The sequence below is a fragment of the Carnobacterium gallinarum DSM 4847 genome (assembly GCF_000744375.1).
Taxonomy (GTDB): domain Bacteria; phylum Bacillota; class Bacilli; order Lactobacillales; family Carnobacteriaceae; genus Carnobacterium; species Carnobacterium gallinarum.
On record NZ_JQLU01000003.1, the window covers coordinates 53,855 to 78,019 of the forward strand.

Genomic DNA, 24,165 nt, shown 5'->3' on the forward strand with positions numbered 1-24,165 from the left:
ATAAATCCCCCTATTCTAAAAATAAATTATTGCTTTTCACCAAACCATTTTTGATAAGCTTTATCATAGGTTCCATCAGCTCTCAGTTCTGCCAACGCGGTATCAACCTTTTCCTTTAATTGTTTATCCGCTTTTCTCATACCCACACCATATTCTTCTGTACCGTAATTATCTGTCAGAATCCGATATTTTTCTGATCCTTTTAACCCTATATAATAACGAGCCAAAACTTCATCTGCAACAGCTGCATCACTACGTTTTGATTCTAAATCATTAAATACATCATTATTTGATGGATATTGAATAATTTCGCTTCCTTTAAAATCTGCTACCGTAACTTCTTTATCAGCTTCAATGGCAGACACGGCACTTGAAGATTCTTGAGCAGTCACAACCTTACCTTTTAAGTCAGCTTTTGTTTGAATTGGACTATCTTTTAAAACAATGATAGCTTGGCTATTATCTAAATAAGGAGTTGAAAAATTAACTTTCTCCTGACGTTCTTTTGTAATCGTATAACCATTCCAAATCAAATCAATATTTCCTGCATTTAATTCAGTTTCCTTCATTGCCCAATCAATTGCTTGAAATTCAATTTTTAAGTTTAATTTCTTACCAACGGCATTCGCCAAATCAACATCAAACCCAACAATTTTTCCATTACTATCTCGATAACTCATCGGTGCAAATGTATCATCTAATCCAACAACTAATTTACCTGACTTTTCGATCTGACTATATGAATCTTTCCCATTTGTTTCATTTTTAGCTGTTGTATCTTTATTACCACAAGCTGCTGTTACTAAAAGAATTCCTACTGTTGCTAAACCAATCATGATTTTTTTCATCTTAAATCTCTCCCTTTTTTCAGTTTTTCAAAACAAAAAAGCCCCTTGATTTTCATAATTGAAAATCAAAGGACGATAAGTTAAGTATCGTGGTCCCACCTTTTTTTATAGCTTCTTCACAAAAGCTACCTCTTCACGTTCAAAACTGCTAAACGCTAGTACTATAACGGGTACACCCGGGATAATCTACTATTCCATATAGGGAAGTTCAATCGCCAGCTCAGAGATGTGTGTTCAGAATTAGTTCCTTGATTGCTCTCACCATAGACAATCTCTCTTTGAATTCACTAATCTTACTTTTTCTCTTCAACGCTTCAAATTTCTAATCATTTTTTAATAGTATAGCACATTCTTTTTTATTTGCCAAATAGTTTTTGAAAAAAACTTTTTTTCTCTTTTTTTAGTGACATCAACGGTACTGTTTCACCTAATATGCGACGAGCAATATTACGATAACCTAATGAAGCTGGATTTTTAGGGTCTAATACAATTGGATCTCCCTTATTAGAAGAACGAATCACACTATCATCATCAAAAACAATTCCTAACAAATCAATTGAAAGATGTTTCGTAATTTCATCAATATCTAAAACTTCACCGTCTTGCATCATACGCTTACGAATACGATTAATAATTAGACGTGGTGGTGTCATTTCAGTTTGCTCTAACAGCCCAATAATTCGATCAGCATCACGAACAGCTGAAATCTCAGGGGTCGTTACTACAATCGCACTATCTGCAGCTGCAATTGAATTTTTAAAGCCTTGTTCAATACCAGCCGGACAATCAATCAATATATAATCATAATCTGGACGCAAAATAGCAATGATATCTTGCATTTGCTCTGCATTAACTGAACTTTTATCTGCATTTTGAGCCGCAGGTAATAGATAAAGATTATCATTAAAGCGTTTATCTTTTATAATTGCTTGATGTAATTTAGCACGTTCTTCAACAACATCAACAATATCATAAATAATACGATTTTCTAATCCCAGGATAACATCCAAGTTACGAAGTCCAATATCCATATCGATTAAACAAACTTTCTTCCCTTGTAAAGCCAAAGCTGTTCCAATATTAGCAGTTGATGTTGTTTTCCCTACTCCACCTTTACCAGATGTAATGACAATTACTGTCCCCATTAAATTAATCCTCCAGTCATTTTGCCTAGTTTAGGCCGCATCGTTCTTAATTTTTCTAGTTTTTCAAAGTCTAATATATGCAAATCATTAATATATGCATACTGCTTTTCAATAGTTTTTTCAGAATCTATCACTTTTTTTTCAATAATCTGAACACTTTCAGCAATTCTAATTTGAGCATCTGTTTGAAAATCAGCAACTACAACTGCTTCAACATCACCAGAAAAACCTGCATGAGCCACACCTAAAAGTTCACCTAAAATAAAAATACTTCCATTTGCTCGAACCGTTCCGCCAGGATGTACTTTTCCTATTAACAGCAAATCACCTTGTGCTTCCAAGACTTGACCACTACGAATGGTTTGCATTTCCATTTGTAAATTATTAGCTTCATGCCAAGCTACTGCTTGTTCATAGGTAACAACATTTGCACTAATTTTTTTTAATTGAAATTGACTATTGCTAACAATTTTTTCAGTAATTTGCTCCTGCTCTTCGCCTGTTAAAAGACGATTACCCGTTTTCACTTCTAAACTAATTGCTTTTTGAACTTCTTTTTGCTCTTTATTTTCGGAATGTAGTTTCTTTAATAATCCATCTACTTCTTCTAGTATTGTTACAAAAGCAGCACTTTCAGCCAACGTTAAAATAAAGCCTTCTTTTGTTCCTTTTAAGGTGACACTTTGCTTCATATTCACAACTCCTATACTCTCCATCAAGGAATACCCTTCAAGTAAATGCTTTTTAATTAAGTTTCATCAAGTTTTGAAATCAGTTTTTTTAGTGGATAGTATAAAAAAATAAAAATAACACTATTCAACAATAATGTTGGTCCCATCCGCTCAGCTAAAAAGGCATTAAAATCCATAGTATTTACGCCTAAAACCTGATAGAAAAAGTACAGAACCGTTTCAATAATACTAACATTAATAATCAACATCATTCCTACAACTAAAGGATTTGGATTTAACACTTTTTTTAATTTTTCAGTGATATAGACAATGATTGGAAACAACGCCACATACACACCTAAAATTCCACTGTAATAACTATCATACAATAGTCCAAAAACAATTGCATAAACTAATACCTTGTTTCTTGGTAAATAAAAGGACATCAATACAAAAATTATGACGATTAAACGTGGAACTAAAATATAATTTCCATCATAAAAAGTTTTTGAAAACAAAGCAGCCAAAACACCATCAATTAAGAAAAAGACAAGTAACAAAATAGGTGGTAAAAAACTTTTTTTAAAATTGATTATCATCTTTTTTACTCACCACTTTCAGAAATCCGTTGAATGATCGTTACATAACGAATATCATTAGTATCTGCATACGGTGTAACATAAACTTCTTTGGATAATCCAAATGAGTCTAATTTAACTTCATCTACAGTTCCAATTGGCAATAGTTTTGGTGTTTTCCCACCTAATCCAGAGGTCACAACATCTGCTCCTTTTACAGGAACTGCGTCCGCCGTAATCTGTTTCATAATTAAACGTTTTGTTTCTTTATCGTAACCATTAATGATTCCAAAAACAGCTGTTTCACCATTTTGTACCTCAGCGGCTACTCGATTATTTTTAGTGTCCATAGTAGTAATTAACTGGATTTTTGAACTTGTTGGACTTACTTCTACAACACGACCAACTAAGCCTTTCCCTGACATCACTGCCATTCCTTGTTCTACACCATTTTTGCTACCACGATCCACAATAATTTGATCTACCCAAGTATCAGGATTTCTTCCAATTACCGTTCCATTGATTTTGTTATACGCAGATAGATTGCTTTGTAAATCAAGCTGTTCTTGTTTCTTTTTATTATCTTCTTTTAAATCGGATAACTCAACTTGTTGCTCATACAACTTATCAATTTTTGATTTCAATAATTGATTTTCTTCATACGTATTTTTCAAATCTTCAATAGAGTCGATGAAGCTCACCACTGCATTCGCAGGTTTTGCAAAGACGCGACCAGTAATGGCAGTAATATCATTGGTAAATTGTTGTACAATCGGCAATCTTGCACGTTCTTTAATCGAGTATGCAATGAGTCCCATACAAGCTATTACACTGACTAATAAAATAATTAATTTTTTGTTTGAAAAAAATTGATGCAACTCGTCACCCCACTTTGCCTCTATGGCCTTCTCTATTTTAACATATCTCTGCAATAATAAACTAATTTTATTAAGATTTTTTTAACTCTCTCCTATTATTTTAGAAAAAGAATCATTTTTCCAAAAAAATCTTTATTTAGGTATAGAATAAAAAGCGGAGAGTTTAAAACTCCCCGCTTACATCAAACTATTTAGAAACAGACTTTTACTGATCAAAAGTTTATTCCTTTACTAATTCTCAGTGATTACTTACAGAGATTTTTTATCTTTTTAGCGGTTGGCTTTTTTCTTAAATAAATCAATATGTTTCAATGATTCACCAGTTCCAATTGCTACACAGTCTAACGGTTCACTAGCAACAAAAACAGGTACTTGTGTTTCATCAGCAATCACTTCAGCAAGATTTTTCAACAATGCTCCACCACCCGTTAATACAATCCCGTGGTCAATTACATCTGAAGAAATTTCAGGTGACGTTTCTTCTAACGTTTCTTTAACAGCTACAATAATCGCTTCAACAACTTCTTGCAATGATCTTGATACATCTTCTGCTGAAATTTCAATTGTTTTTGGTAAGCCTGTTAATAAATCACGTCCACGAACACTCATTTCACCGTATTCTTTTGATTTTTCAACTGATGCACAACCAACTTCAATCTTAACAGCCTCAGCCGTTCTTTCACCAATTAATAAATTATATTTTTTACGAATATAATGAATAATAGCATCGTCTAAACGATCACCCGCCATCCGAATTGAACGGCTACTTACAATTCCTCCTAAAGAAATTGTTGCTACATCTGTTGTTCCACCACCAATATCAACAACCATACTACCTGTTGGATCCATCACTGGGAGTCCAGCTCCGATTGCTGCTGCAAATGGTTCTTCAATAATAAAAGCATCCTTCGCTCCAGCTGTACGAGTAGCATCAATAACTGCACGTTTCTCAACTTCCGTAACACCACTTGGAACACAAACCATTACATAAGGTTTAGAACTAGATTTTCCAATTGTTTTTTGAATATAATATTTCATCATCGCTGCTGTTGTTTCATAATCAGCAATAACGCCATCTTTCATTGGGCGAATTGCTACAATACTTCCTGGTGTTCTACCAATCATATTTCTTGCTTCTTCACCTACAGCAACAATATCACCATTACTTGTATTTTTAGCAACAACAGATGGTTCTCTCAAGACAATTCCTTTTCCATCAACATAGACCATTGTATTAGCCGTTCCTAAATCAATACCAATATCTTTACTTCCAAATCCTAACACTCGACTTCATCCTCTCAGCTATATCTTAAATGATCGTTCATTACAAAATTTCAAATTATTTCTTAAATAATCAATAACAGTCTACCTAAAATAGTAATTTCGCTGTAACAGGAATAATCATACTTCATATTACTGCAGAAAACATTAATTTCAAATGTATTTTAATAGAATTTTAAACATTTATCATCTTTGTAAACTGTTTGACATCGAATTCAATTACTACGTTATGATTCCTATATTTTATAACAGGTATTTTCTCTAAGTCAACTATCTTGTTTAACCCATTTAGTGAAATCTAAATGACATCTTTTATTTTATAAGAAATTGTTATTAAATTCAACCCAAAACTCTAATAACAGTTAAACTTAATTTATTTCCACTCTATCAAATATTATTTTAATCATAAAAAAAGCCAAGTAACTGAATACTTGGCTTCTAAAGGTTGTTAGTTAAGCTTACGCTTTTTCTACGTTAGCTGCTTGAGGTCCACGGTTACCATCTTCAACGTCGAAAGTAACTGCTTGTCCTTCTTCTAAAGTTTTGAATCCGTCGCCTTGAATAGCTGAGAAATGTACGAATACATCGTCTCCGTTTTCGCGTTCGATAAATCCAAATCCTTTTTCTGAGTTAAACCATTTAACTGTACCTTGTTCCATAATTAAAATTCCTCCTCGTGCCTTTGGCACATAATATTTGATATTCTTGCTTTACGGTACGAATTGGAATGTTATGAAACAATCTTTTCTTTACCTAACAAAAACACTACAGTAAGTATACCATGGAACATTTTTTTCTTCAAGTATTTTACTTACAAAAATTAATAAACTTATTAGAATATGCCCAGTTCTTTTAAACTGATATACTCCCCTTCTCCTACGATGATATGATCTAATAATTCGATTCCCATCAGATCACCACATTTTGCAATTCTTTTAGTAAAGCTAATATCTGCTGCTGAAGGTTCTGGATTTCCTGACGGATGATTGTGGCCAATAATAACACGCGCCGCTGACATTTTAACCGCCCCACGAAAAATCTCTCTCGGATGAGCCACACTTGAATTTAATCCACCAACAAAGATTGTTTCTTTTTTTATTATTTGATTTTTTGTATTCAAATATAACGCAATGACGTGCTCTTGTTGCAAATCCTTCATCTCTAAATGTAATAAAGTCCCTGCCATCTGACTAGAAGTAACTTGCCCTATTTTTAATTGTGTTGCACTAGCAACTCTTAATCCAAATTCAATCGCTGCTCGAATTTCAATTGCTTTAGCATAACCAATCCCTTTTATACCTTGTAATTCTTCTAACGAGGAAAATTTCAATTGATGCAAATCATCAAATTGATTTAAGACTTCCATTGCTAAAGTGACAACATTCTTTTCTTTTGATCCTGTCCTCAAAATAATTGCCAACAGCTCATGGTTTCCCAATGCTTTTTCACCATATTCTTCTAAGCGTTCTCGTGGCCTACTAAAAGTGGGAACTCCTACCATTAAACTCTGCTCTCCCATAGAAAAAAACCTCCCTTTACTCATACTATCCGTAAAAAGAGGTTAAGTTTACTTTTTTAATTATTTTTTGTATCAATATATTTTTTAACATGTGACAAATCTTCATAAATGGCAACTGTTTTTAATTCTGCCTCTGATGTTGGTGGAATTAAATCAGGAATCATGATAACCTCAATCCCAGCATCATGTGCAGCACGAATTCCATTAATTGAATCTTCTAAAATTAATGTTTCATTTTTAGCTACGCCTAAATCCGACCAAGCTTTCTCAAAAATCTCTGGATCAGGTTTTGCTCGTTTTACATCATCACCTGATACAAAATAATCAAATCGATGATGCAAATTCTCTCTTTCTAGAAAATAGCGAACCAATTCTTCGACATTACTTGATGCTACAACTTTTTTTATTTGATTTTCTTCTAAGAAGTCTAATAATTCAAGAAAACCTTCTTTGATAATCAAACCATCTTCAGCAACCATCTCGTCTAAACGAGTTCGACTTTCAGAAATCAACCGAGCAACTTTGTCGTCATCTTTAAAATCCCGGTAAAGATTTTCATGCAACTCTTCATCAGAGACTCCAATAAAACGTGTATAATATTCATAATCAAAAGCTAAACCTAAACGATCCGCTACTTCTTGACTAGAACGGTAATATAAGGTCTCCGTATCAAAAATCAATCCATCCATATCAAATATAACTGCTTTTACTTCACTCAAAAAAAGAACCCCTCTCTATTTTTCACTCTTCATCTAAAAAATAATGACGTACTTCAGAAATAAAGTACAATGACCCTGTAATGACCAAAACACCGCTATTATCCATTTCATTTAATGTCTCCACCAATGCATGTTGCCATTTTTCTTGGATTTGATAATCACCTGATAAATGACTTGCTATACTTTGAGCTGATGCGGCTCTTGGATAATCAAAACTCGTTACAATTAAATGACAATTTGGCAATTCTTCCAATAATTTCAACATTTCTACCACAGCTTTGTCTTCTAAGGATGCAAAAATCAAATAAATTTCTTGTTGGTTAAAATCCTGTTTTAACGTATCTACTAATCGCCTCATAGCGGGTTCATTATGTGCCCCATCCATAATAATTAAAGGCTCATCATTAATTTTCTCCATTCTACCTGGCCAAAAAGCTTTCTTCAAACCTCGTAACATAGCTTCATGACTAATAGCTAATCCTGTTTCATGGCTATACACTCTTAAAGCTTCCAATGCCAATGCAGCATTTTCAACTTGATGTTCACCTAACATACTAATAGTCGCTTGCCTTAAACAAATAAAATCATCTTCAAAAGTGAATTGCTCCCCCCAAGTAGGCAGAGTTTTCCATTTTGAAATAAAATAATCTTGATTTAATTGAATCAAAGAACTATCATTTTCTTCCGCAATTTCTTGAATCACGGTCAATGCTTCTTTTCCAATTTTTCCAGTGACCACAGGTACTCCTGGTTTAATAATTCCAGCTTTTTGAGCGGCAATTTCAGGAAGAGTATGCCCTAAAATATGCATATGATCCAATCCGATTGTTGTAATTACTGAAACTACTGGTGTAACCACATTAGTAGAATCAACTAAGCCACCTAAACCAACTTCAACAATTACGATATCTGCATGACCTTCTCCAAAATAGAGAAACATCATTGTATTTACAATTTCAAATTCACTTGGACCACCTAATGGAGTCGATTCCAACTCTATCACAAGTGGATATACTAGATTTGCAAGCCTTAGAATCTCCTCATTGGAAATCGGTTCACCATTAACACTAATTCGTTCATTAAAAACGGTGATATATGGGGATGTAAATGTTCCAACCACTTGTCCCGCTTCTTCTAATACACTACGCAAATAAGTGACTGTTGAACCTTTTCCATTTGTTCCTGCTACATGAATCGATTTAAAACGTCTTTCAGGATGACCTAATTTTGCCATCATCCATTCCATTCTTTTTAAACCCGGTTTCATCCCTAGAACTAATCGACCATGAATCCATTCTAAAGCTTCTTCATATGTGTTAAACAAGTTTCATCCCACCAATTCTGCTTTGTAGCAACTAATCATTTTTCTAAGCTCTTTCATTATACCTGTCTGAAAAAGTTCTGACTAGTCTAAAAAGATGAAAAAACTAGAAAATGCCCCTTTGTTCAGGTCATCTTCTAGTTAAATTTTCTATTGTTGCGTTTTTAATGTTGCAATACGTTCTGCAACAGCATCACGTTTTTCAAGGTAATCTTTTTCTTTATCTCGTTCCGCTTGAACAACAGCTTCAGGTGCACTGCCAACAAAGCGCTCATTAGATAACTTACCTTGTACACGTTTGACTTCACTTTCCCACTTCGCTTGCTCTTTTTCAAGACGAACAATCTCTTCTCCAATATTGATTAGACCAGCTAATGGCAAGTAAATCTCAGCTCCAGTAATCACAGCACTCATTGCTGTTTCGGGCGCAACAATACTACTACTAATCACTAAACTTTCCGGATTACAAAAGCGTTCAATATAATTTTCATTTTCTTTTAAGAAGCTTTCGATTTTAGGATCATTGGTTTTAATCAATAATTCAATCTTTTTGGAAAGAGGCGTATTCACTTCCAAACGAATATTACGAACCGAACGAATTAATTCCATTAAGACTTCCATTCCTTTAGCTGCTGTCTCGTCACTTAATTCTGGACGAACAACTGGATAATCTGCTACAACTAAAGAATCGCCATGATGCGGTACACTTTCCCAGATTTTCTCTGTTACAAACGGCATGATTGGATGCAATAAACGTAAAGTTTGATCTAAAACATGTGCTAAAATACTTCGTGTTGTTTGCTTAGCTGCTTCATCTTCACCATTCAATACACCTTTACTCATTTCAATATACCAGTCACAGAAATCATCCCAGATAAAGTTATATAAATAACGACCCGCTTCACCAAATTCAAATTTTTCAAATAACTCTGTTACTTTTTCAATAGTCTCATTTAAACGAGTTAAAATCCATCGATCGGCAATCGTTTTTTCACCACTAAAATCGATTTCATCAACAGTTAAACCATTCATATTCATAATAGCAAAACGACTTGCATTCCAGATCTTGTTAATGAAATTCCAAGCAGCATCCATTTTATCATAACTGAAACGCATATCTTGACCAGGCGAAGAACCTGTTGATAGGAACCAACGTAAAGCATCTGAACCATATTTATCAATAACATCCATTGGATCAATTCCATTACCAAGAGATTTACTCATTTTACGTCCATCTTCTGCACGAATTAAGCCATGAATTAATACATTTTGGAAAGGACGTTTCCCAGTAAACTCTAGACTATCAAAAATCATACGACTTACCCAGAAGAAAATAATATCATAACCTGTCACCAGCGTATTTGTTGGGAAGTAGCGTTTAAAGTCTGGAGCTTCAGTATCAGGCCAACCCATTGTTGAAAATGGCCACAAAGCTGAACTAAACCAAGTATCTAAAACATCTGGGTCTTGAATCCAATTTTCAGCATCTGCTGGAGCTTCCATGCCAACATACAATTCACCAGTTTCTTTATGATACCAAGCTGGAATACGATGTCCCCACCACAATTGACGCGAAATTACCCAATCGTGAACATTTTCCATCCAACGCATATAGGTATTTTCAAAACGCTCTGGAACAAAATTAACAGCTTGTTCTGTCGCTTGACTATCCATTGCCTCTTTTGAAAGAGGAGCCATTTTAACAAACCATTGAGTTGACAAACGCGGCTCAACAACAACGCCCGTTCTTTCAGAGTGACCAACACTATGAACCATTTTTTCAATTTTGATTAAGTGACCTAACTCTTCTAACTCTTTTACAATTGCTTTACGAGCTTTAAAGCGATCCATACCATCGTATTTTCCAGCTAATTCATTCATCGTACCGTCTTCATTCATTACATTGATCCTTGGTAAATCATGACGATTCCCAACTTCAAAATCATTAGGATCATGGGCTGGAGTGATTTTAACAACACCCGTACCAAATTCCATTTCAACATACTCATCGGCAATAATCGGAATTTCTTTGTTCACAATTGGCAAGATAACCATTTTCCCAATTAACTCTTTGTAACGTTCATCTTCTGGATGAACAGCAATTGCTGTATCTCCAAGCATTGTTTCCGGACGAGTTGTGGCAATCTCGACTACACCACTACCATCAGCTAGTGAATAGCTCATATGATAAAAAGCACCTTCAACATCTTTATGGATAACTTCAATATCAGATAAAGCTGTCTTCGCCTTTGGATCCCAATTAATAATATATTCTCCACGATAGATTAACTCTTTTTCAAAGAGGGTGACAAAAACTTTACGAACCGCTTCTGATAGGCCGTCATCTAACGTAAAACGTTCCCGACTATAATCCAGTGAAATACCAATTTTTGACCATTGTTCACGAATAAATGAAGCATATTCTTCTTTCCAATCCCAAACGGTTTCAATAAATTTCTCACGTCCTAAATCATAACGGGAAATCCCTTCTTGCGCTAGTTTCTCTTCTACTTTTGCTTGTGTTGCAATTCCTGCATGATCCATTCCTGGCAACCATAATGTATCGTATCCTTGCATTCTTTTTTGACGAATAATAATATCTTGTAAGGTCGTATCCCAAGCATGACCTAAATGCAGCTTACCTGTAACATTAGGTGGAGGTAATACCATTGAATAAGGTTCTTTCGTATGATCTCCACTTGGTTTAAATAAATCTTTGGCTAGCCATTCTTCATAACGGCCCGCTTCAACCTCTTGAGGTTGATACTTTGTTGGCATTTTCAATTCATCTGTCATTTTTTACCGCCCTCTTTCTTATTTCATTTGTTTAATTACAGTCAAAGCAGAGTTTTTTAGGATTACTATGGAAACAAAAAAAGCATCCATCCTAAAATTAATTAGGACGAATGCTTTGAATTCGCGGTACCACCTATTTTGCATATCACCTTATGAATGATATACCACTCTAAACGCTATTAACGGAACGCAACCTCCGGATAGAACTACTCTGCTTCACTCTATCAGCTCCCAAGCTACCTTCATTCCAGCCTAATTAAGAACTCCCACCAACTGTTCTTTTCTCTTTGAATTAGTTTAAAACTACTCCTCTTGTTCATTGCTTTTGATAGTCCTATTCTAGCATTATCCCTAAAAAAACTCAATAACATTTCAAAAGGAAAATCAACTACACTAAAAAATAAGAGATTAAATAACTTCTTTAGCGGCTGTTAAGGCAGCTTCGTAGTTTGGTTCATGAGTCATTTCAGAAACAATCTCTTCATAGATTAATTCTCCATTTTGATCGATAACAAAGACAGAACGTGCTAACAGCTCTAATTCTGGCATGTATAAACCATAGGCTTTAGCAAAAGTTAACTCTGTATCATGTAACATTTCCATATCTACACCATTTCCAGCACACCAATCCGCTTGTTCAGCTTTAGTATTGTTAGAAATCGTCATTAATTGCGCACCAACTAACTCACCTGCAACTTGATTAAAATGTTTTGTTTGCAATGCACAAACCGACGTATCAATATTTGGAATTACACTAATTAAAATAACCTTCCCTAAATAATCCGATAAATGAACCGTTTCATCTTTTAAATTTTTTAGTGTAAAATCAGGTGCAGCTTGTCCAACTTTTGGTTGCTCTCCTTCAAGTTTAATTGCTGCCCCTCTTTTTGTAATTTCCATTTAATTCGCTCCCCTTTTGTCTCTAATTTTAATTTAATTATACTTGTTGTACTATCTGAGAAGCAATTATTCTGCCTAACCAACTTTTTTATTTCCTAAAATCTGTTAACTTTTTCAATTGATTTCCAGTTTCATCAAAGTTTTCAGTTGCTAGCCACTGGACCAAAGCCGCTTTGACTATTGGCCATTCTTGATCAATGATTGAAAACCATTTTGTATCACGATTCCGATTTTTATACACAACAGCTTGTCTAAATAATCCTTCGTATTTAAAACCTAAACGTAATGCAGCGTTTTCTGACGGCTGATTCAATCCATCACATTTCCATTCATATCTTCGATAACCTAACTTTTCAAAAGCATAATCCGCCAATAAATATTGAGCTTCAGTAGCAATTCTAGTCCTCTTTAATACATCTGAATAAATCACAAAGCCCACTTCAACACTTCCGTTTGTAGTATCAATCCGCATTAAGGCCATTGTTCCAACTGCTTTTCCAGTTATTTTATCAACAATTGCAAAATGATATGGGTCCTCGGATGCTATCAATGTAGCGTAATATTCTGCAAAGTCTACTCTATTTTCAAAAGGCAATAATGGCAAATAAGTCCAGTTTTCACTTCTTGAAGCAGGACCGTATACTTCATATAAATCTTCCAAATATTTTTCTGATTGAATTTTTTCCAAATAACAGTATTCCCCAACTAACCGTTGAATCGTTGGCAACTCACGAGAATGCCAATCTAAAATAGGAAATCCAATAGGTTGTTCTATCCCCTTATTTTCCAACATTATCCCTCCTATTCTCGAATTCTCTTTAATTTAAAGTAAAAAACGAATTTTATCAACTTTTATTTAGTCATAAAATCCGCTTTTGTATTTAATTTGGTTGAATTTGTTTGCGCAATGTTTCATTAAAATAAATTAAAGTTAATAATTCCGTTGTTAAATCAATATAACGAATATCAATCGTATTAGGAACTTTTACACGACCTGGTGCAAAGTTTAAAACAGCTGTAACACCCGCCGCTACTAATTCGTCTACAGCTTCTTGAGAATGCTGACTAGGAACCGTTGAAATTGCTGTTGTAATTTCTTCTGCTGCAATAATTTCTTGCATCTCCTCAATTGGATAAACAGGAATTCCAGCAATCTCTTGATGACACAATTCAGGATTGCTTTCAAAACCACACGTAATTCTTAAATTATCATCTCGGCGAAAATTATTAGACATTAAGGCTCTACCAAGATTTCCAACACCCACCAAGGCAACCTTCGTTACTTTATTCACATTTAATATTTGATCAAATACATCCAAGACATGACAAACTTCATATCCATAACCACTACGACCTAACTCTCCAAAATGAGAAAAATCGCGACGAATTGTTGTTGAAGGAACTTGTGTTAATATACTAAATTCCTTTGATTTAATCCGATTCACACCAGATTCCTCTAAAGATTTTAAATAACGATAGTAAAGTGGCAATCGTTTTGCTGTCGCCTTCGGTACTTGTTTATTTTTTTCTGTCTTCTCCATACAACATCACCTTCCTACTAACACTTATAAAACCATATTACCATTGAAAATATCGGATTTCAATAAATTTGTGACGTTTTTCACATTATTTTTATAAAATTATCAAATTCTTAAAAAAACAAAACGAAAAAAGCTTCCTAGCCAAGTGATCTACTAGAAAGCCACTATTAAACTAACCCTTATAAACGACCTTTTCTGAAACCACTGTTTGAATCACTTTGACTTCATTTAATTTTTGAATTGGAATCATAAATGGATTTTCTTTCACTACTGTAAAATCAGCTACATAACCAGCTTGAATCTTTCCACGAGTATCTGAATGATAATCAGCAATCGCACTTCCAATTGTATATAAACTGATTGCCTCATAGACAGACAAAGCTTCTGCTGGAAAATAACGGTGACCATTTAAATCAGAACTGACGGTCCTTGTCACTGCTGCATGAATCCCTAAAAATGGATTAGGAATCTCAACAGGTGCATCACTTCCTCCCGCTAAAGGAAATCCTGCTTGCTGAATACTTTTCCAAGCAAATGCTAATGGTGGGTGATTTGGTCCCAATACATCTAACGCCCACGGCAAATCACTACTCATAAATTGCGGCTGAACATCAAATAATAATGGCAACCCTTTAGCTAAGTCTAATAAATTCGGTCGCAACCAAGGAGTATGAATCATACGATCCATCTGCCCATCAGCTGGTGGATACTGCCTTAAGGTCGTAATCACCTTCTCAAAGGCTAAATCACCTAAAATATGAATGGCAACAGGTAATCCAGCCTGACGAGCTTCTCGAACCATCCTTGTAAATTGTTCATCTGTTTGAATTTGCAATCCATGATTCGTCGAATCCGAGTCATAGCCAGCCTCCATCAAAGCCGTTCTTGAACCTACCGTACCATCATAAAAAATCTTCATTGCACCTAATTCTACAAAGGGATCGCTATCTAAAAATTGCTCCCCTGATTGTACAAAGCTTTTTAGTTCCGCATTATGAATTAATAGATGAGCTCTAAAGGGTAATAAATGTTCGCCTAAGCTTTCTTTAAATGTAGCAAAAGTACCAAAAAATCCATTAAAATAATGTAGATCCTCTGAATGACCACCTGTGATACCTTTGCTCCATAAATCTTGAATTGCTAAAGTTAAATACTCTTCCATTTCTTCTGAAGTGGATTCTGGAAAAGCATTAATTGCTAAATTCGTCGCCTCATCCTTTAAAACACCAGTAAAATTACCAGAAGCATCTAAGACGATTTCACCGCCTCCATCAAATAGTTGATTTTTTTGAATTCCAATTTTTTCAGTAAACGCTTGATTAATTACAACATTATGATAATCAATTCGACGAACTAAAATTGGATTCGTTTTAGATAATCTGGTTAAATCTGCTTGAGTAAATGCTGTGGCATCATCTATCCATTTATTCTCATTATACCCTTCCACAAAAAGCCATTCGTCTGTTCCCAACTCCATTACCCGTTCTGTTATCATCTGTAAAGCTAATTGTTTCGTTTCACATTCTTTTAAGTTCAACCGAGCCAAACTTTGACCATACCATAATAAATGTAAATGGCTATCAACAAACCCTGGAAAAACAGTTCCACCATCTAAATCTATTGTTTCTGTTAGTTGATCTCCGTAATAAGCTTTCAATTCCTTCACGGTTCCCGTTCGACTGATTTCACCCGCATTCGTTACTACTGCTTCAACTGTTTCATCTTCCCCTATCATTGTATAAAAAAGACCATTTTGCCATAATTTCATCCTTCATTCTCCTTTCAATTCATTCCTCAACCATCGGAAAAAACATCTCAAAATCTTGGATAAGACTTGAGATGTTCTTTATTTTAGATTCAACTAAATTTTTATAAAAGATCTGCAAATGTACTTTCTTGTTGTTGATCTGAAGTATCACCAGTCTTAATTTCAGAGATCACTAAGTTCTCCATTGCTCGAGCAATCAATCCTTCTACATCTAGACGTGCTTCAAATGATTGAGCTTTTTCAAGTTTGGGCTTAGTTTTTGGTGCAGGTGGCGCAAAAATTGTACAGCAATCCTCAAAAGGTTGAATAGATAGCTCTAATGTATCAATTTTTTTAGCAATTTCAATGATTTCATTCTTGTCCATTGAAACAACTGGACGAATAATCGGCGTAGCCGTCACTTCGTTAATTGCCACCATACTTTGCAAAGTTTGTGATGCCACTTGACCTAATGATTCTCCGTTTACAATAGCTAAGCCATTGTTTTGGCGTCGAATTTCATCTGTTAAACGCATCATCATTCGGCGGGTTACCGTCATTAAATACCCTTCTGGTACTACACGTTTAATTTCTTCTTGAATCTCTGTAAAAGGAACTTCAATAAATTGAATACTTCCAACATATGCAGTTAATTTAGCTGTTAAATCTTTTGCCTTTTGTAAGGCTCTTGGGCTTGTATAGGGTGGACTATGGAAATGTACAGCCTGCACTTCAACTCCACGCTTCATCGCTAAATATCCTGCTACTGGTGAGTCGATTCCACCTGACAACATTAACATCGCTCGACCACCCGATCCAACTGGCAAGCCACCAGCTCCAGGAATCCGTTGACAAGAAAGAAAAATCCCTTCTAAACGTACTTCAACCTTCACTTCAATATCTGGCTTTTTAACTTGAACTTTAATTCCCGGAACATTCCGTAGAACTTCTGCTCCTAACAACTGATTGATGTCATTCGTATCTAGCTCAAAACGATGGTCCGCACGTTTTGTTGTAATTTTAAAGGTTTGCCCTTCTTTGAAAACAGATTGAACCATTTCAATTGCTGTTTTCTTTACAGCTTCCATATCACGAGGCAAACGTACAACTGGTGAATAGTTTTGAATACCAAAAATAGGTTCTAAACGTTGTGCTACTAGTTCACTATCTGCTCCATTTAATTCTAAATACATATGATCTCGTTCCCCATGAATTTTTACATCTGGAAAATCATGAAGTGCACGTTTGACATTTTGCGTTAAACGGCTAATAAATGTGCGTTTGTTTTTCCCTTTTGTTGAAAGCTCGCCATAACGAACCATTATTTCTGTATAATGCATCTATTTTCGCCTCTTCTCTTAAAATCCTTTAATGAATATCTCTAAATTGGGTATATAATTTAGCAAATGCTCCTAAGAATACTTCTGCTTCTGCCAATGTGTTTGTATCGGTTAAGCTGATACGAACAGCGCTTGTTGCAATTGAATCAGGAACATGCATTGCTGCCAAAGTACTAGAACTAACGCCACTACGACTAGAGCAAGCACTTGTTGTTGATAAATAAATCCCCTCTTTTTCCATCCCATGAACCAAAACCTCGCCACGAATTCCTCGTAAAGCAAAACAAAGAATATGCGGAGCACCAGTCATCGTTGAAAAAATTGTGACTTTAGAATAATGACTTAAAGCTTCCATTAAATAGTCACGAATCTGTCTTTGCTGTTGTTGTTTTATTTCTACATCCGTCAGTAATAATCTTACTGCTCGTGACATCGCTGCAATTCCTGCTACATTTTCCGTACCACTCCGGCGACCTTTCTCTTGTCCACCACCATTTAATAATGGAGCAATCTTTTTACCATGCTTAATATACATAAATCCTGTTCCTCTTGGTCCATGGAATTTATGTCCTGAAAAAGTTGCTAAATCAATTCGCGAAGTTACTGACAAGTCAAGTGGAATTTTACCAATAGCTTGAACTGCGTCTACATGAAAATGAATACTAGGATATTTTTCCAATAGCATTCCAATCTCTTTTAATGGTTGAATACTCCCAACCTCATTGTTAACAGCCATGATTGAAACCAAAATAGTATCAGGTCTTAACGCTTCTTTTAAAGCTGTCAAAGAAACAATCCCATCCTTATCTACTGGCAAATAAGTTACTTCAAAACCATTTCCAGCTAATTGCGCCATTGTTTCTTTAATTGCTGGATGCTCAATTGTCGTCGTAATCAAGTGCTTTCCATATTTACTTTTTTCTAGTGCAGTTCCTTTTAAGGCCCAATTATCGCCTTCCGTTCCACCACTAGTAAAAAAAATTTCATTATCTTGAACACCTAAAAATTTAGCAATTTGTTTTCTAGATTGTTGCAAAAGACCTTCTGCTGTATCACCTAAACCATGTAAACTAGAGGGATTTCCATAAACTTCTTCAGCTACTTTTAGATACGTAGCCAGTACTGTGCTTTCCATCTGCGTGGTTGCACTATTATCAAAATAGATCAATTTATTTCACAACTTCCTTTAGTGTTTCTGAAATCATACATTAAAAATCTTAAAAACCACTATTCATTATAGCAGACTTCCTAATAATCACAAGGATTCATTCGGATAGAAAAGCATTTATTTACACAAATTCGTATAAAAAAATAGTGTTGTACATCAGTAGTCATTACTGAATACAACACTACTTTATTTAATTCGCTGGAAATTTAATGTTAGTGACTATTTTTTTTATCTGCGTAATAGTTCGTTTCAACTTTTTTATATGCACCCGCCTCAACTTGCTCAAGAGCTGTTGAGATAATTTCTAACGCTTCTTGATACTGATAATCCTTATTGAATAAACGCAAAGTTTCATCAATCGCACCAGCAATTGATTCATTTGAATGACGATAACGATTGGCGTATTGCATCATTTGTTCAGTTAAAAGAGCACTATCAATAATTTCACTGGTTTTCTCTTTTACTAATGCAACATCATCTTGACACATAAAACACAATCGCGTGATTTCTTTCATATTGATTTTTAATTTATTTAATTCTTTAGCCAACTCTTCAATTCGTTTGGTTGCTGCAAAAAATAAATCAAGATAGCTTGCTGGTAAACCAGGTAAATGCTGTTTTTCAACATGGCGTTTCATTGTTCGCATATCAAATTCAAATTCATCTAATCTAGCACGAGCTTCCATTTCATCTTTACGTAAATGTAATAAATCTGAGTTTATTTTTTGTTGAGTTTCTTCTAGTTCAGTTAATTTGTCACCAGTTTCTTCAAAGAAATCAGCTACTACTGAATAGGCTATTTGATGATTTTTAACACTTTCTGTAAATCCATCAAATTCATCTTTAAGTCCATCTAAATCAGCTTCCATTTTTCTAGCAATTTCCACTTCATCATGATTTAACGTGTAACTTTGGGAAACTCGATCAATTTCAATTAGTAATTTACGATTATTGGTAATGACATGATTTAGATAGTCCGTAAACATTTGTTCTTCTTCTTCTACGAATTCTTTTGCATCAATTTCATCTTGCATTTTATCATAAAGACCATCAATTTTACTTTCTAAAGTTGTAATTTTTTGTTCTGCTTCATCAACTTCACACGTTTCAGTTAATTCTTTTGCAGCTTCCATTTCTGTTTCAACAAGTTCAATTTCTTTTAGAATATCAACATCTAAAAAGACAAATTCCTCTTCAACTAGCTGCTGATGACCTTCTTTTAATTCCAAAATTTGATCTGTAATATCAACCGTTAACGTTTTTAATTGTCCTGGAATCATCACAATTAAACGATTTAATTCATTTGTGTCCGTCGCAACACGCTCAAGGACTTCTCTTGCTTCGATATGATCGCCAGAAGTTGTTAACTCAGAAAATTTCGTAAAATCTAACTCTAAGTAAGTTAATCGACGTTCTAAGCTTTCTAAAGCGCCGCCAAAAGAAAAACTCTGAGTTAATAATTTTTTGCGAATTGCTTGATACGTTTCTTGTGTTTTTTTAATTTCTAAGCGATTTTCCTCTTCACTTTTAATTAATTTTCTCAAAGCCGCTTGAATTTTTTGAATTTTTTCTTGCGTTTCATCCATTAAATTCGTTGCTGCATCTTCTGCTTTTTGTGCTTTCCCAAGCTTTAATTTATCCGTTGCTTGCTCTGCATCGAATAAATAATTTTCAATATCTGGAAAATGCACTGTAGCCACATTGCGCCAAACGCCTTCCCATTCTTTAAACGACTTCTCTGTTTGACCCGTCAATTGCAATTTTTTTAATTTATTAATCTCATCAATTACTGGAACTTCAGTTAAACCTAATTTTCGATTCTCTAATTCATCAATTTTTCCATAATGCCTTTTCTTCAGAAAATAACTTGCACCGTACAGAATAAGCGCACAGACAACAATCACAATTAAAATAACAATAAAATTCATTTAAAAACCTCCACTTAAGATCACTTATCAATTATAGCTTGTATGTATACACAAGACTAATACATTATTTTTTATCTATATTCAATCCTATTACAATATAAATATAACGAATTTATATACCAAAATAGGGTTGCTTTTTTTTATAAAAACACCTATTGTAGATTATACCACAGTGAGAAAAAACTAACACTAGAAATCATTCAAATCAAGTTATTTTTCTATTATATTGTTGGAACTTGACTAAAAAGGAGAAAAATATGCTACTATTATTAAAAGTTATCGGAATTTTAGGATTGCTATTTTGTTTATTTTTATTCATTATAGCCATCAGATTGCATAAATTAACTTCAAAAAAGTTTTATAAAAAAATGGGATTTATCTTGCTAATTAGTTTAAGTTTATTTGGTTATAGTCAATATAAACTGAATCAAAAAGATCAAGTCCGTCGTGCTACGTATACTGTTTCCAGTAAATCAACTTTAGAAGGTTCACAAACTTTCCTACGTGTTTTAGTTTTTAGTAATGATAAAAAAGACATTGAAAATATTTTCAAAATCTTACAAAAAAAAGAAAAAAAAGCTGGTGTTGATTCTTTATTTGTACGTTTCAATGTTGATAATGGTGGAGAAATCGGGAAATTTATCGCCAATGGAAAAATTGCCTGGACAGCTACAGGAAAAAAACAAGTGAAATTAGAACAAGATCAACCAACTATTGAATACGCACAAAAATAATTAAATTTTAGGGGGCTATACTTCATGACAAAAACAAGTGAGTATAAATTAACTAATGCACAATTAGATGCCATTATTGGAGACGAAACTAATTTAATAGCCAATCTAAGTAATGCTGCTGCGTTATTATTTACAAATTTAAAAGAAATCAATTGGGCAGGCTTTTATTTACTAGAACCTACTAGCGGAGAACTCGTTCTAGGACCTTTCCAAGGTAATGTTGCTTGTATTCGTATTCCTGTTGGACGCGGAGTGTGTGGTACTTCTTTTGAAACTAAGAAATCGCTAATTGTCCCCGATGTAAACCAATTCGCTGGACATATCGCCTGTGATGCTCAAAGTCAGTCAGAAATCGTGATCCCATTGCTCAGAGGGAATCAATTAATTGGTGTTTTAGATATTGACGCACCGATTAAAAATCGTTTTGATGAAGACGATCAATTTCATTTAGAGCAGTTTGTTCAGATTTTATTAAAAAATACTTCGTTATAATCAGAAGATTAGATTGACTGCACACTATCAAATGCGGTATACTAGTCATTGTGTAAAATAATGCAGCGTGAAAGTGGTATTCACGTCAACAGTTTATTGCCAATTCGTTGGTGCAATTGCGTAACCTGCGGCTGCAAAGGTGAAGATTGAAATAATAAACTGCACGAAATACTGAACTCTCAACTTATTATTTTACTCCAAAAAACATTTATTTATTGGAGGAATTTTATTATGTCACGTTATACAGGCCCAAGTTGGAAAGTGTCACGCCGTCTAGGTATCTCACTTTTAGGAACAGGTAAAGAAATCGAACGTCGCCCTTACGCTCCAGGTCCACATGGTCCAAACAGCCGTAAGAAAATCTCTGAATATGGTATGCAATTACAAGAGAAACAAAAATTACGTAACATGTACGGCATGAACGAACGTCAATTTAAAAACTTGTTCGTTAAAGCTGGCAAACTTAAAGAAGGTAAACACGGGGTTAACTTTATGATCCTGTTAGAACAACGTTTAGATAATGTTGTTTACCGTTTAGGTCTTGCTACTACTCGTCGTCAAGCACGTCAATTAGTAAACCATGGTCATATTTTAGTAGATGGCAAACGTGTTGATATTCCATCTTACCACGTTGCAGTTGGTCAAGTAATCTCTGTTCGTGAAAAATCTAGAAACATGGAAATCATCAAGTCTGCAGCTGAAGGTCTATTTGGTCGTCCTGACTTCATTACTTTCGATACTGAAAAACTTGAAGGTTCTCTATCTCGTTTACCAGAACGTGAAGAGTTATATGCTGAAATTGATGAGTCATTCATCGTTGAGTTCTATAACCGTTAATCTTTAGATTTAAAAAAACCATTCAATTTTTGAAATTGAATGGTTTTTTCTTTGTTGAAAAATTCATCATACTATGAGGACTGAATATGGAAAAATTAAAAAAACTTTATGAACCACTAATTATTATTCTAGCTAGCATCTCCATCATCTTAGTCATTCTAGATTTTGCATCAATAATAAATATGACTGTCTTTCCTTTTTTACAAATAGATTCAACTATTTTGATCATTTTTGCAGTTGATTATTTAATCCGTTTTCTGAATTCTGATAATAAAATCCAGTTTTTTAAATTAAATATTTTTGACCTACTTGCCATTATTCCTTTCAATTCATTATTCTCTTTCTTTAGAATGAGTCGAATTTTTAGAATTGCTCGATTAACAAAAATTCTAAGACTAACTAGACTAGTTGGCATCACCGGAAAACTTCAAAAAAACTCTAAGAAATTTCTGCACACAAATGGATTAGTTTACCTAATCTATATCAGTATTTTCCTTTTAATCTTTTCATCTATTATTTATTCAATCGCGGAAAATGTTTCTCTAACTGATTCATTATGGTGGGCTATGGCCACTGCTACAACTGTCGGATATGGTGATATTTCTCCCTCTACACCTCTAGGTAGACTGGTCGCTATTTTATTAATGTTCCTTGGCATTGGTTTTATCGGTATGTTAACCAGTTCAATTACTAGCTATTTTACTGTTGAAAATAAAAAAGAGGATGAAATTGATGCTCTCCATAAAAAAATTGATTTTCTTATTGAAAAAGTAGAAAAACTTGAAAAAAAAGAAAACTAAAAGGAATCTATTTCGATAATAATTATAACACTCACTATAGTTTTTAAGACTTGATAATATATCCTTACCAAGTCTTGAACGAACTATCCTAACAAATCCTCTTTACTAGATTCTTAAAAAACCAACTAAAACAGAACAAAAAAACTAATGAACCAAATTCTTTCAACTATTGGTTTCATTAGTTTTTTTAATTTGAATTGAAGTTTGCACTCTATGCCCCTGTATAACGTCCCACTAAATACGTTACAATCATTGTTAACATCCCAACCAACACATTTCGTACAATTGCTGGTTTTTGAGGTGCTTTCCCTAAATATGCACTTGTATAACCAGTAATCGCTAAAGCAACTAAAACAATCAAGAAAGTTCCATAAATTCTAATTGATTCTGGAAGCAACGTAATTGCCAACAATGGTAAAATCGCCCCCAATGAAAAAGAAATCATTGAAGATAAGGCTGCCTGCCAAGGATTCGCATAATCATTTAATTTTAATCCTAATTCCGCTTCTGAATGAGCTTCTAAGGCATCTTTTTCCATCAATTCTTGACTCACTTGTAGCGCTAATTCATTAGATAGCCCTTTCTCCACATAAAGTTGAGCTAACTCTTCAACTTCTCCTTGATAATTGATTTTTAATTCTAATCTTTCCTTTTCAATCATGGCTTTTTCAGTATCTTTTTGAGTGCTAACAGAAACATATTCTCCTCCAGCCATTGATAAAGCTCCAGCAACTAGCCCAGCCAAACCCGAAACAAAAATCGTACTAGTAACTGCCGTTGCTCCTGCCACACCAATAACAATCCCCGCAACTGAAACAATCCCATCATTCGCACCTAAAACCCCAGCACGTAATACATTCAATTGTTGACTAACACTTTGTTTTTTCAAAATAGTCTCCTCTTCTCATTCATTCACCTTTGA

At 34.3% G+C, this 24,165-nt stretch carries 23 protein-coding genes and 2 other annotated features; of the genes, 4 read left to right on the forward strand and 19 right to left on the reverse strand.

The window, feature by feature from the left end; genetic code table 11:
* Positions 1-26: 26 nt before the first annotated feature.
* The 18 genes from BR43_RS01165 to BR43_RS01250 all read right to left on the reverse strand — a co-directional run bounded on the left by BR43_RS01165 (position 27) and on the right by BR43_RS01250 (position 20,380).
* Positions 27-848, reverse strand: coding sequence for an amino acid ABC transporter substrate-binding protein (locus BR43_RS01165; protein ID WP_034558585.1), 822 nt, complete (start codon positions 846-848; stop codon positions 27-29).
* Between the two features lie 65 nt (positions 849-913).
* Positions 914-1,167, reverse strand: a binding site (T-box leader).
* A gap of 37 nt (positions 1,168-1,204) precedes the next feature.
* Positions 1,205-1,993 (reverse strand): septum site-determining protein MinD, encoded by a 789-nt coding sequence (minD, locus tag BR43_RS01170; RefSeq protein ID WP_034558587.1) that lies wholly within the window; start codon positions 1,991-1,993, stop codon positions 1,205-1,207.
* Positions 1,993-2,709: a septum site-determining protein MinC gene (locus BR43_RS01175; RefSeq protein ID WP_245617789.1), complete on the reverse strand. Its 717-nt coding sequence runs from the start codon at positions 2,707-2,709 to the stop codon at positions 1,993-1,995. Before BR43_RS01175 ends, minD begins: the two co-directional genes overlap by 1 nt.
* A gap of 32 nt (positions 2,710-2,741) precedes the next feature.
* Entirely contained in the window at positions 2,742-3,263 is a 522-nt protein-coding gene (gene mreD / locus BR43_RS01180; RefSeq protein ID WP_034558596.1) for a rod shape-determining protein MreD, read from the reverse strand.
* A 5-nt stretch (positions 3,264-3,268) separates the two neighbouring features.
* On the reverse strand, positions 3,269-4,120 hold the full coding sequence (gene mreC / locus BR43_RS01185; protein WP_034558600.1) for a rod shape-determining protein MreC: 852 nt from the start codon (positions 4,118-4,120) through the stop codon (positions 3,269-3,271).
* Positions 4,121-4,390: 270 nt separating this feature from the next.
* Positions 4,391-5,404: a rod shape-determining protein gene (locus tag BR43_RS01190; protein WP_034558602.1), complete on the reverse strand. Its 1,014-nt coding sequence runs from the start codon at positions 5,402-5,404 to the stop codon at positions 4,391-4,393.
* Positions 5,405-5,859: 455 nt separating this feature from the next.
* Positions 5,860-6,060: a cold-shock protein gene (locus BR43_RS01195; RefSeq protein ID WP_010050435.1), complete on the reverse strand. Its 201-nt coding sequence runs from the start codon at positions 6,058-6,060 to the stop codon at positions 5,860-5,862.
* A 173-nt stretch (positions 6,061-6,233) separates the two neighbouring features.
* Positions 6,234-6,920, reverse strand: coding sequence for a RadC family protein (radC, locus tag BR43_RS01200; RefSeq protein ID WP_034558605.1), 687 nt, complete (start codon positions 6,918-6,920; stop codon positions 6,234-6,236).
* 56 nt (positions 6,921-6,976) lie between these two features.
* Positions 6,977-7,639, reverse strand: coding sequence for an HAD family hydrolase (locus BR43_RS01205; RefSeq protein ID WP_034558607.1), 663 nt, complete (start codon positions 7,637-7,639; stop codon positions 6,977-6,979).
* Between the two features lie 22 nt (positions 7,640-7,661).
* Positions 7,662-8,963 (reverse strand): bifunctional folylpolyglutamate synthase/dihydrofolate synthase, encoded by a 1,302-nt coding sequence (locus tag BR43_RS01210; protein ID WP_034558609.1) that lies wholly within the window; start codon positions 8,961-8,963, stop codon positions 7,662-7,664.
* 147 nt (positions 8,964-9,110) lie between these two features.
* Positions 9,111-11,756, reverse strand: coding sequence for a valine--tRNA ligase (locus tag BR43_RS01215; RefSeq protein ID WP_034558615.1), 2,646 nt, complete (start codon positions 11,754-11,756; stop codon positions 9,111-9,113).
* Positions 11,757-11,855: 99 nt separating this feature from the next.
* Positions 11,856-12,085: a binding site (T-box leader), on the reverse strand.
* A 79-nt stretch (positions 12,086-12,164) separates the two neighbouring features.
* A complete protein-coding gene (gene tpx / locus BR43_RS01220) occupies positions 12,165-12,656 on the reverse strand; it encodes a thiol peroxidase (protein ID WP_034558617.1) in 492 nt (163 codons plus the stop codon).
* A gap of 88 nt (positions 12,657-12,744) precedes the next feature.
* Positions 12,745-13,446: a GNAT family N-acetyltransferase gene (locus BR43_RS01225; RefSeq protein WP_245617790.1), complete on the reverse strand. Its 702-nt coding sequence runs from the start codon at positions 13,444-13,446 to the stop codon at positions 12,745-12,747.
* Positions 13,447-13,537: 91 nt separating this feature from the next.
* Entirely contained in the window at positions 13,538-14,197 is a 660-nt protein-coding gene (locus tag BR43_RS01230) for a redox-sensing transcriptional repressor Rex (RefSeq protein WP_034558621.1), read from the reverse strand.
* Positions 14,198-14,369: 172 nt separating this feature from the next.
* Positions 14,370-15,965: an amidohydrolase gene (locus tag BR43_RS01235; protein ID WP_034558623.1), complete on the reverse strand. Its 1,596-nt coding sequence runs from the start codon at positions 15,963-15,965 to the stop codon at positions 14,370-14,372.
* Between the two features lie 101 nt (positions 15,966-16,066).
* A complete protein-coding gene (thiI, locus tag BR43_RS01240) occupies positions 16,067-17,284 on the reverse strand; it encodes a tRNA uracil 4-sulfurtransferase ThiI (RefSeq protein WP_034558625.1) in 1,218 nt (405 codons plus the stop codon).
* A gap of 28 nt (positions 17,285-17,312) precedes the next feature.
* Positions 17,313-18,452, reverse strand: a complete 1,140-nt coding sequence (locus BR43_RS01245) for a cysteine desulfurase family protein (RefSeq protein ID WP_034558633.1) — start codon at positions 18,450-18,452, stop codon at positions 17,313-17,315.
* A 212-nt stretch (positions 18,453-18,664) separates the two neighbouring features.
* Positions 18,665-20,380, reverse strand: a complete 1,716-nt coding sequence (locus tag BR43_RS01250) for a septation ring formation regulator EzrA (protein WP_034558635.1) — start codon at positions 20,378-20,380, stop codon at positions 18,665-18,667.
* A gap of 368 nt (positions 20,381-20,748) precedes the next feature.
* Here BR43_RS01250 and BR43_RS01255 point away from each other — a divergent pair, with 368 nt between their 5' ends.
* The 4 genes from BR43_RS01255 to BR43_RS01270 all read left to right on the forward strand — a co-directional run bounded on the left by BR43_RS01255 (position 20,749) and on the right by BR43_RS01270 (position 23,243).
* Positions 20,749-21,114: a hypothetical protein gene (locus BR43_RS01255; protein WP_245617791.1), complete on the forward strand. Its 366-nt coding sequence runs from the start codon at positions 20,749-20,751 to the stop codon at positions 21,112-21,114.
* A gap of 24 nt (positions 21,115-21,138) precedes the next feature.
* Positions 21,139-21,606: a GAF domain-containing protein gene (locus tag BR43_RS01260; RefSeq protein WP_034558639.1), complete on the forward strand. Its 468-nt coding sequence runs from the start codon at positions 21,139-21,141 to the stop codon at positions 21,604-21,606.
* A 231-nt stretch (positions 21,607-21,837) separates the two neighbouring features.
* Positions 21,838-22,443, forward strand: a complete 606-nt coding sequence (gene rpsD, locus BR43_RS01265) for a 30S ribosomal protein S4 (protein ID WP_034558642.1) — start codon at positions 21,838-21,840, stop codon at positions 22,441-22,443.
* A gap of 86 nt (positions 22,444-22,529) precedes the next feature.
* Positions 22,530-23,243, forward strand: a complete 714-nt coding sequence (locus BR43_RS01270; protein ID WP_034558644.1) for a potassium channel family protein — start codon at positions 22,530-22,532, stop codon at positions 23,241-23,243.
* Positions 23,244-23,454: 211 nt separating this feature from the next.
* On the opposite strand, the gene BR43_RS01275 is transcribed toward BR43_RS01270, so the two are convergent.
* Positions 23,455-24,132: a VIT1/CCC1 transporter family protein gene (locus tag BR43_RS01275; protein WP_342668043.1), complete on the reverse strand. Its 678-nt coding sequence runs from the start codon at positions 24,130-24,132 to the stop codon at positions 23,455-23,457.
* Positions 24,133-24,165: the final 33 nt, after the last annotated feature.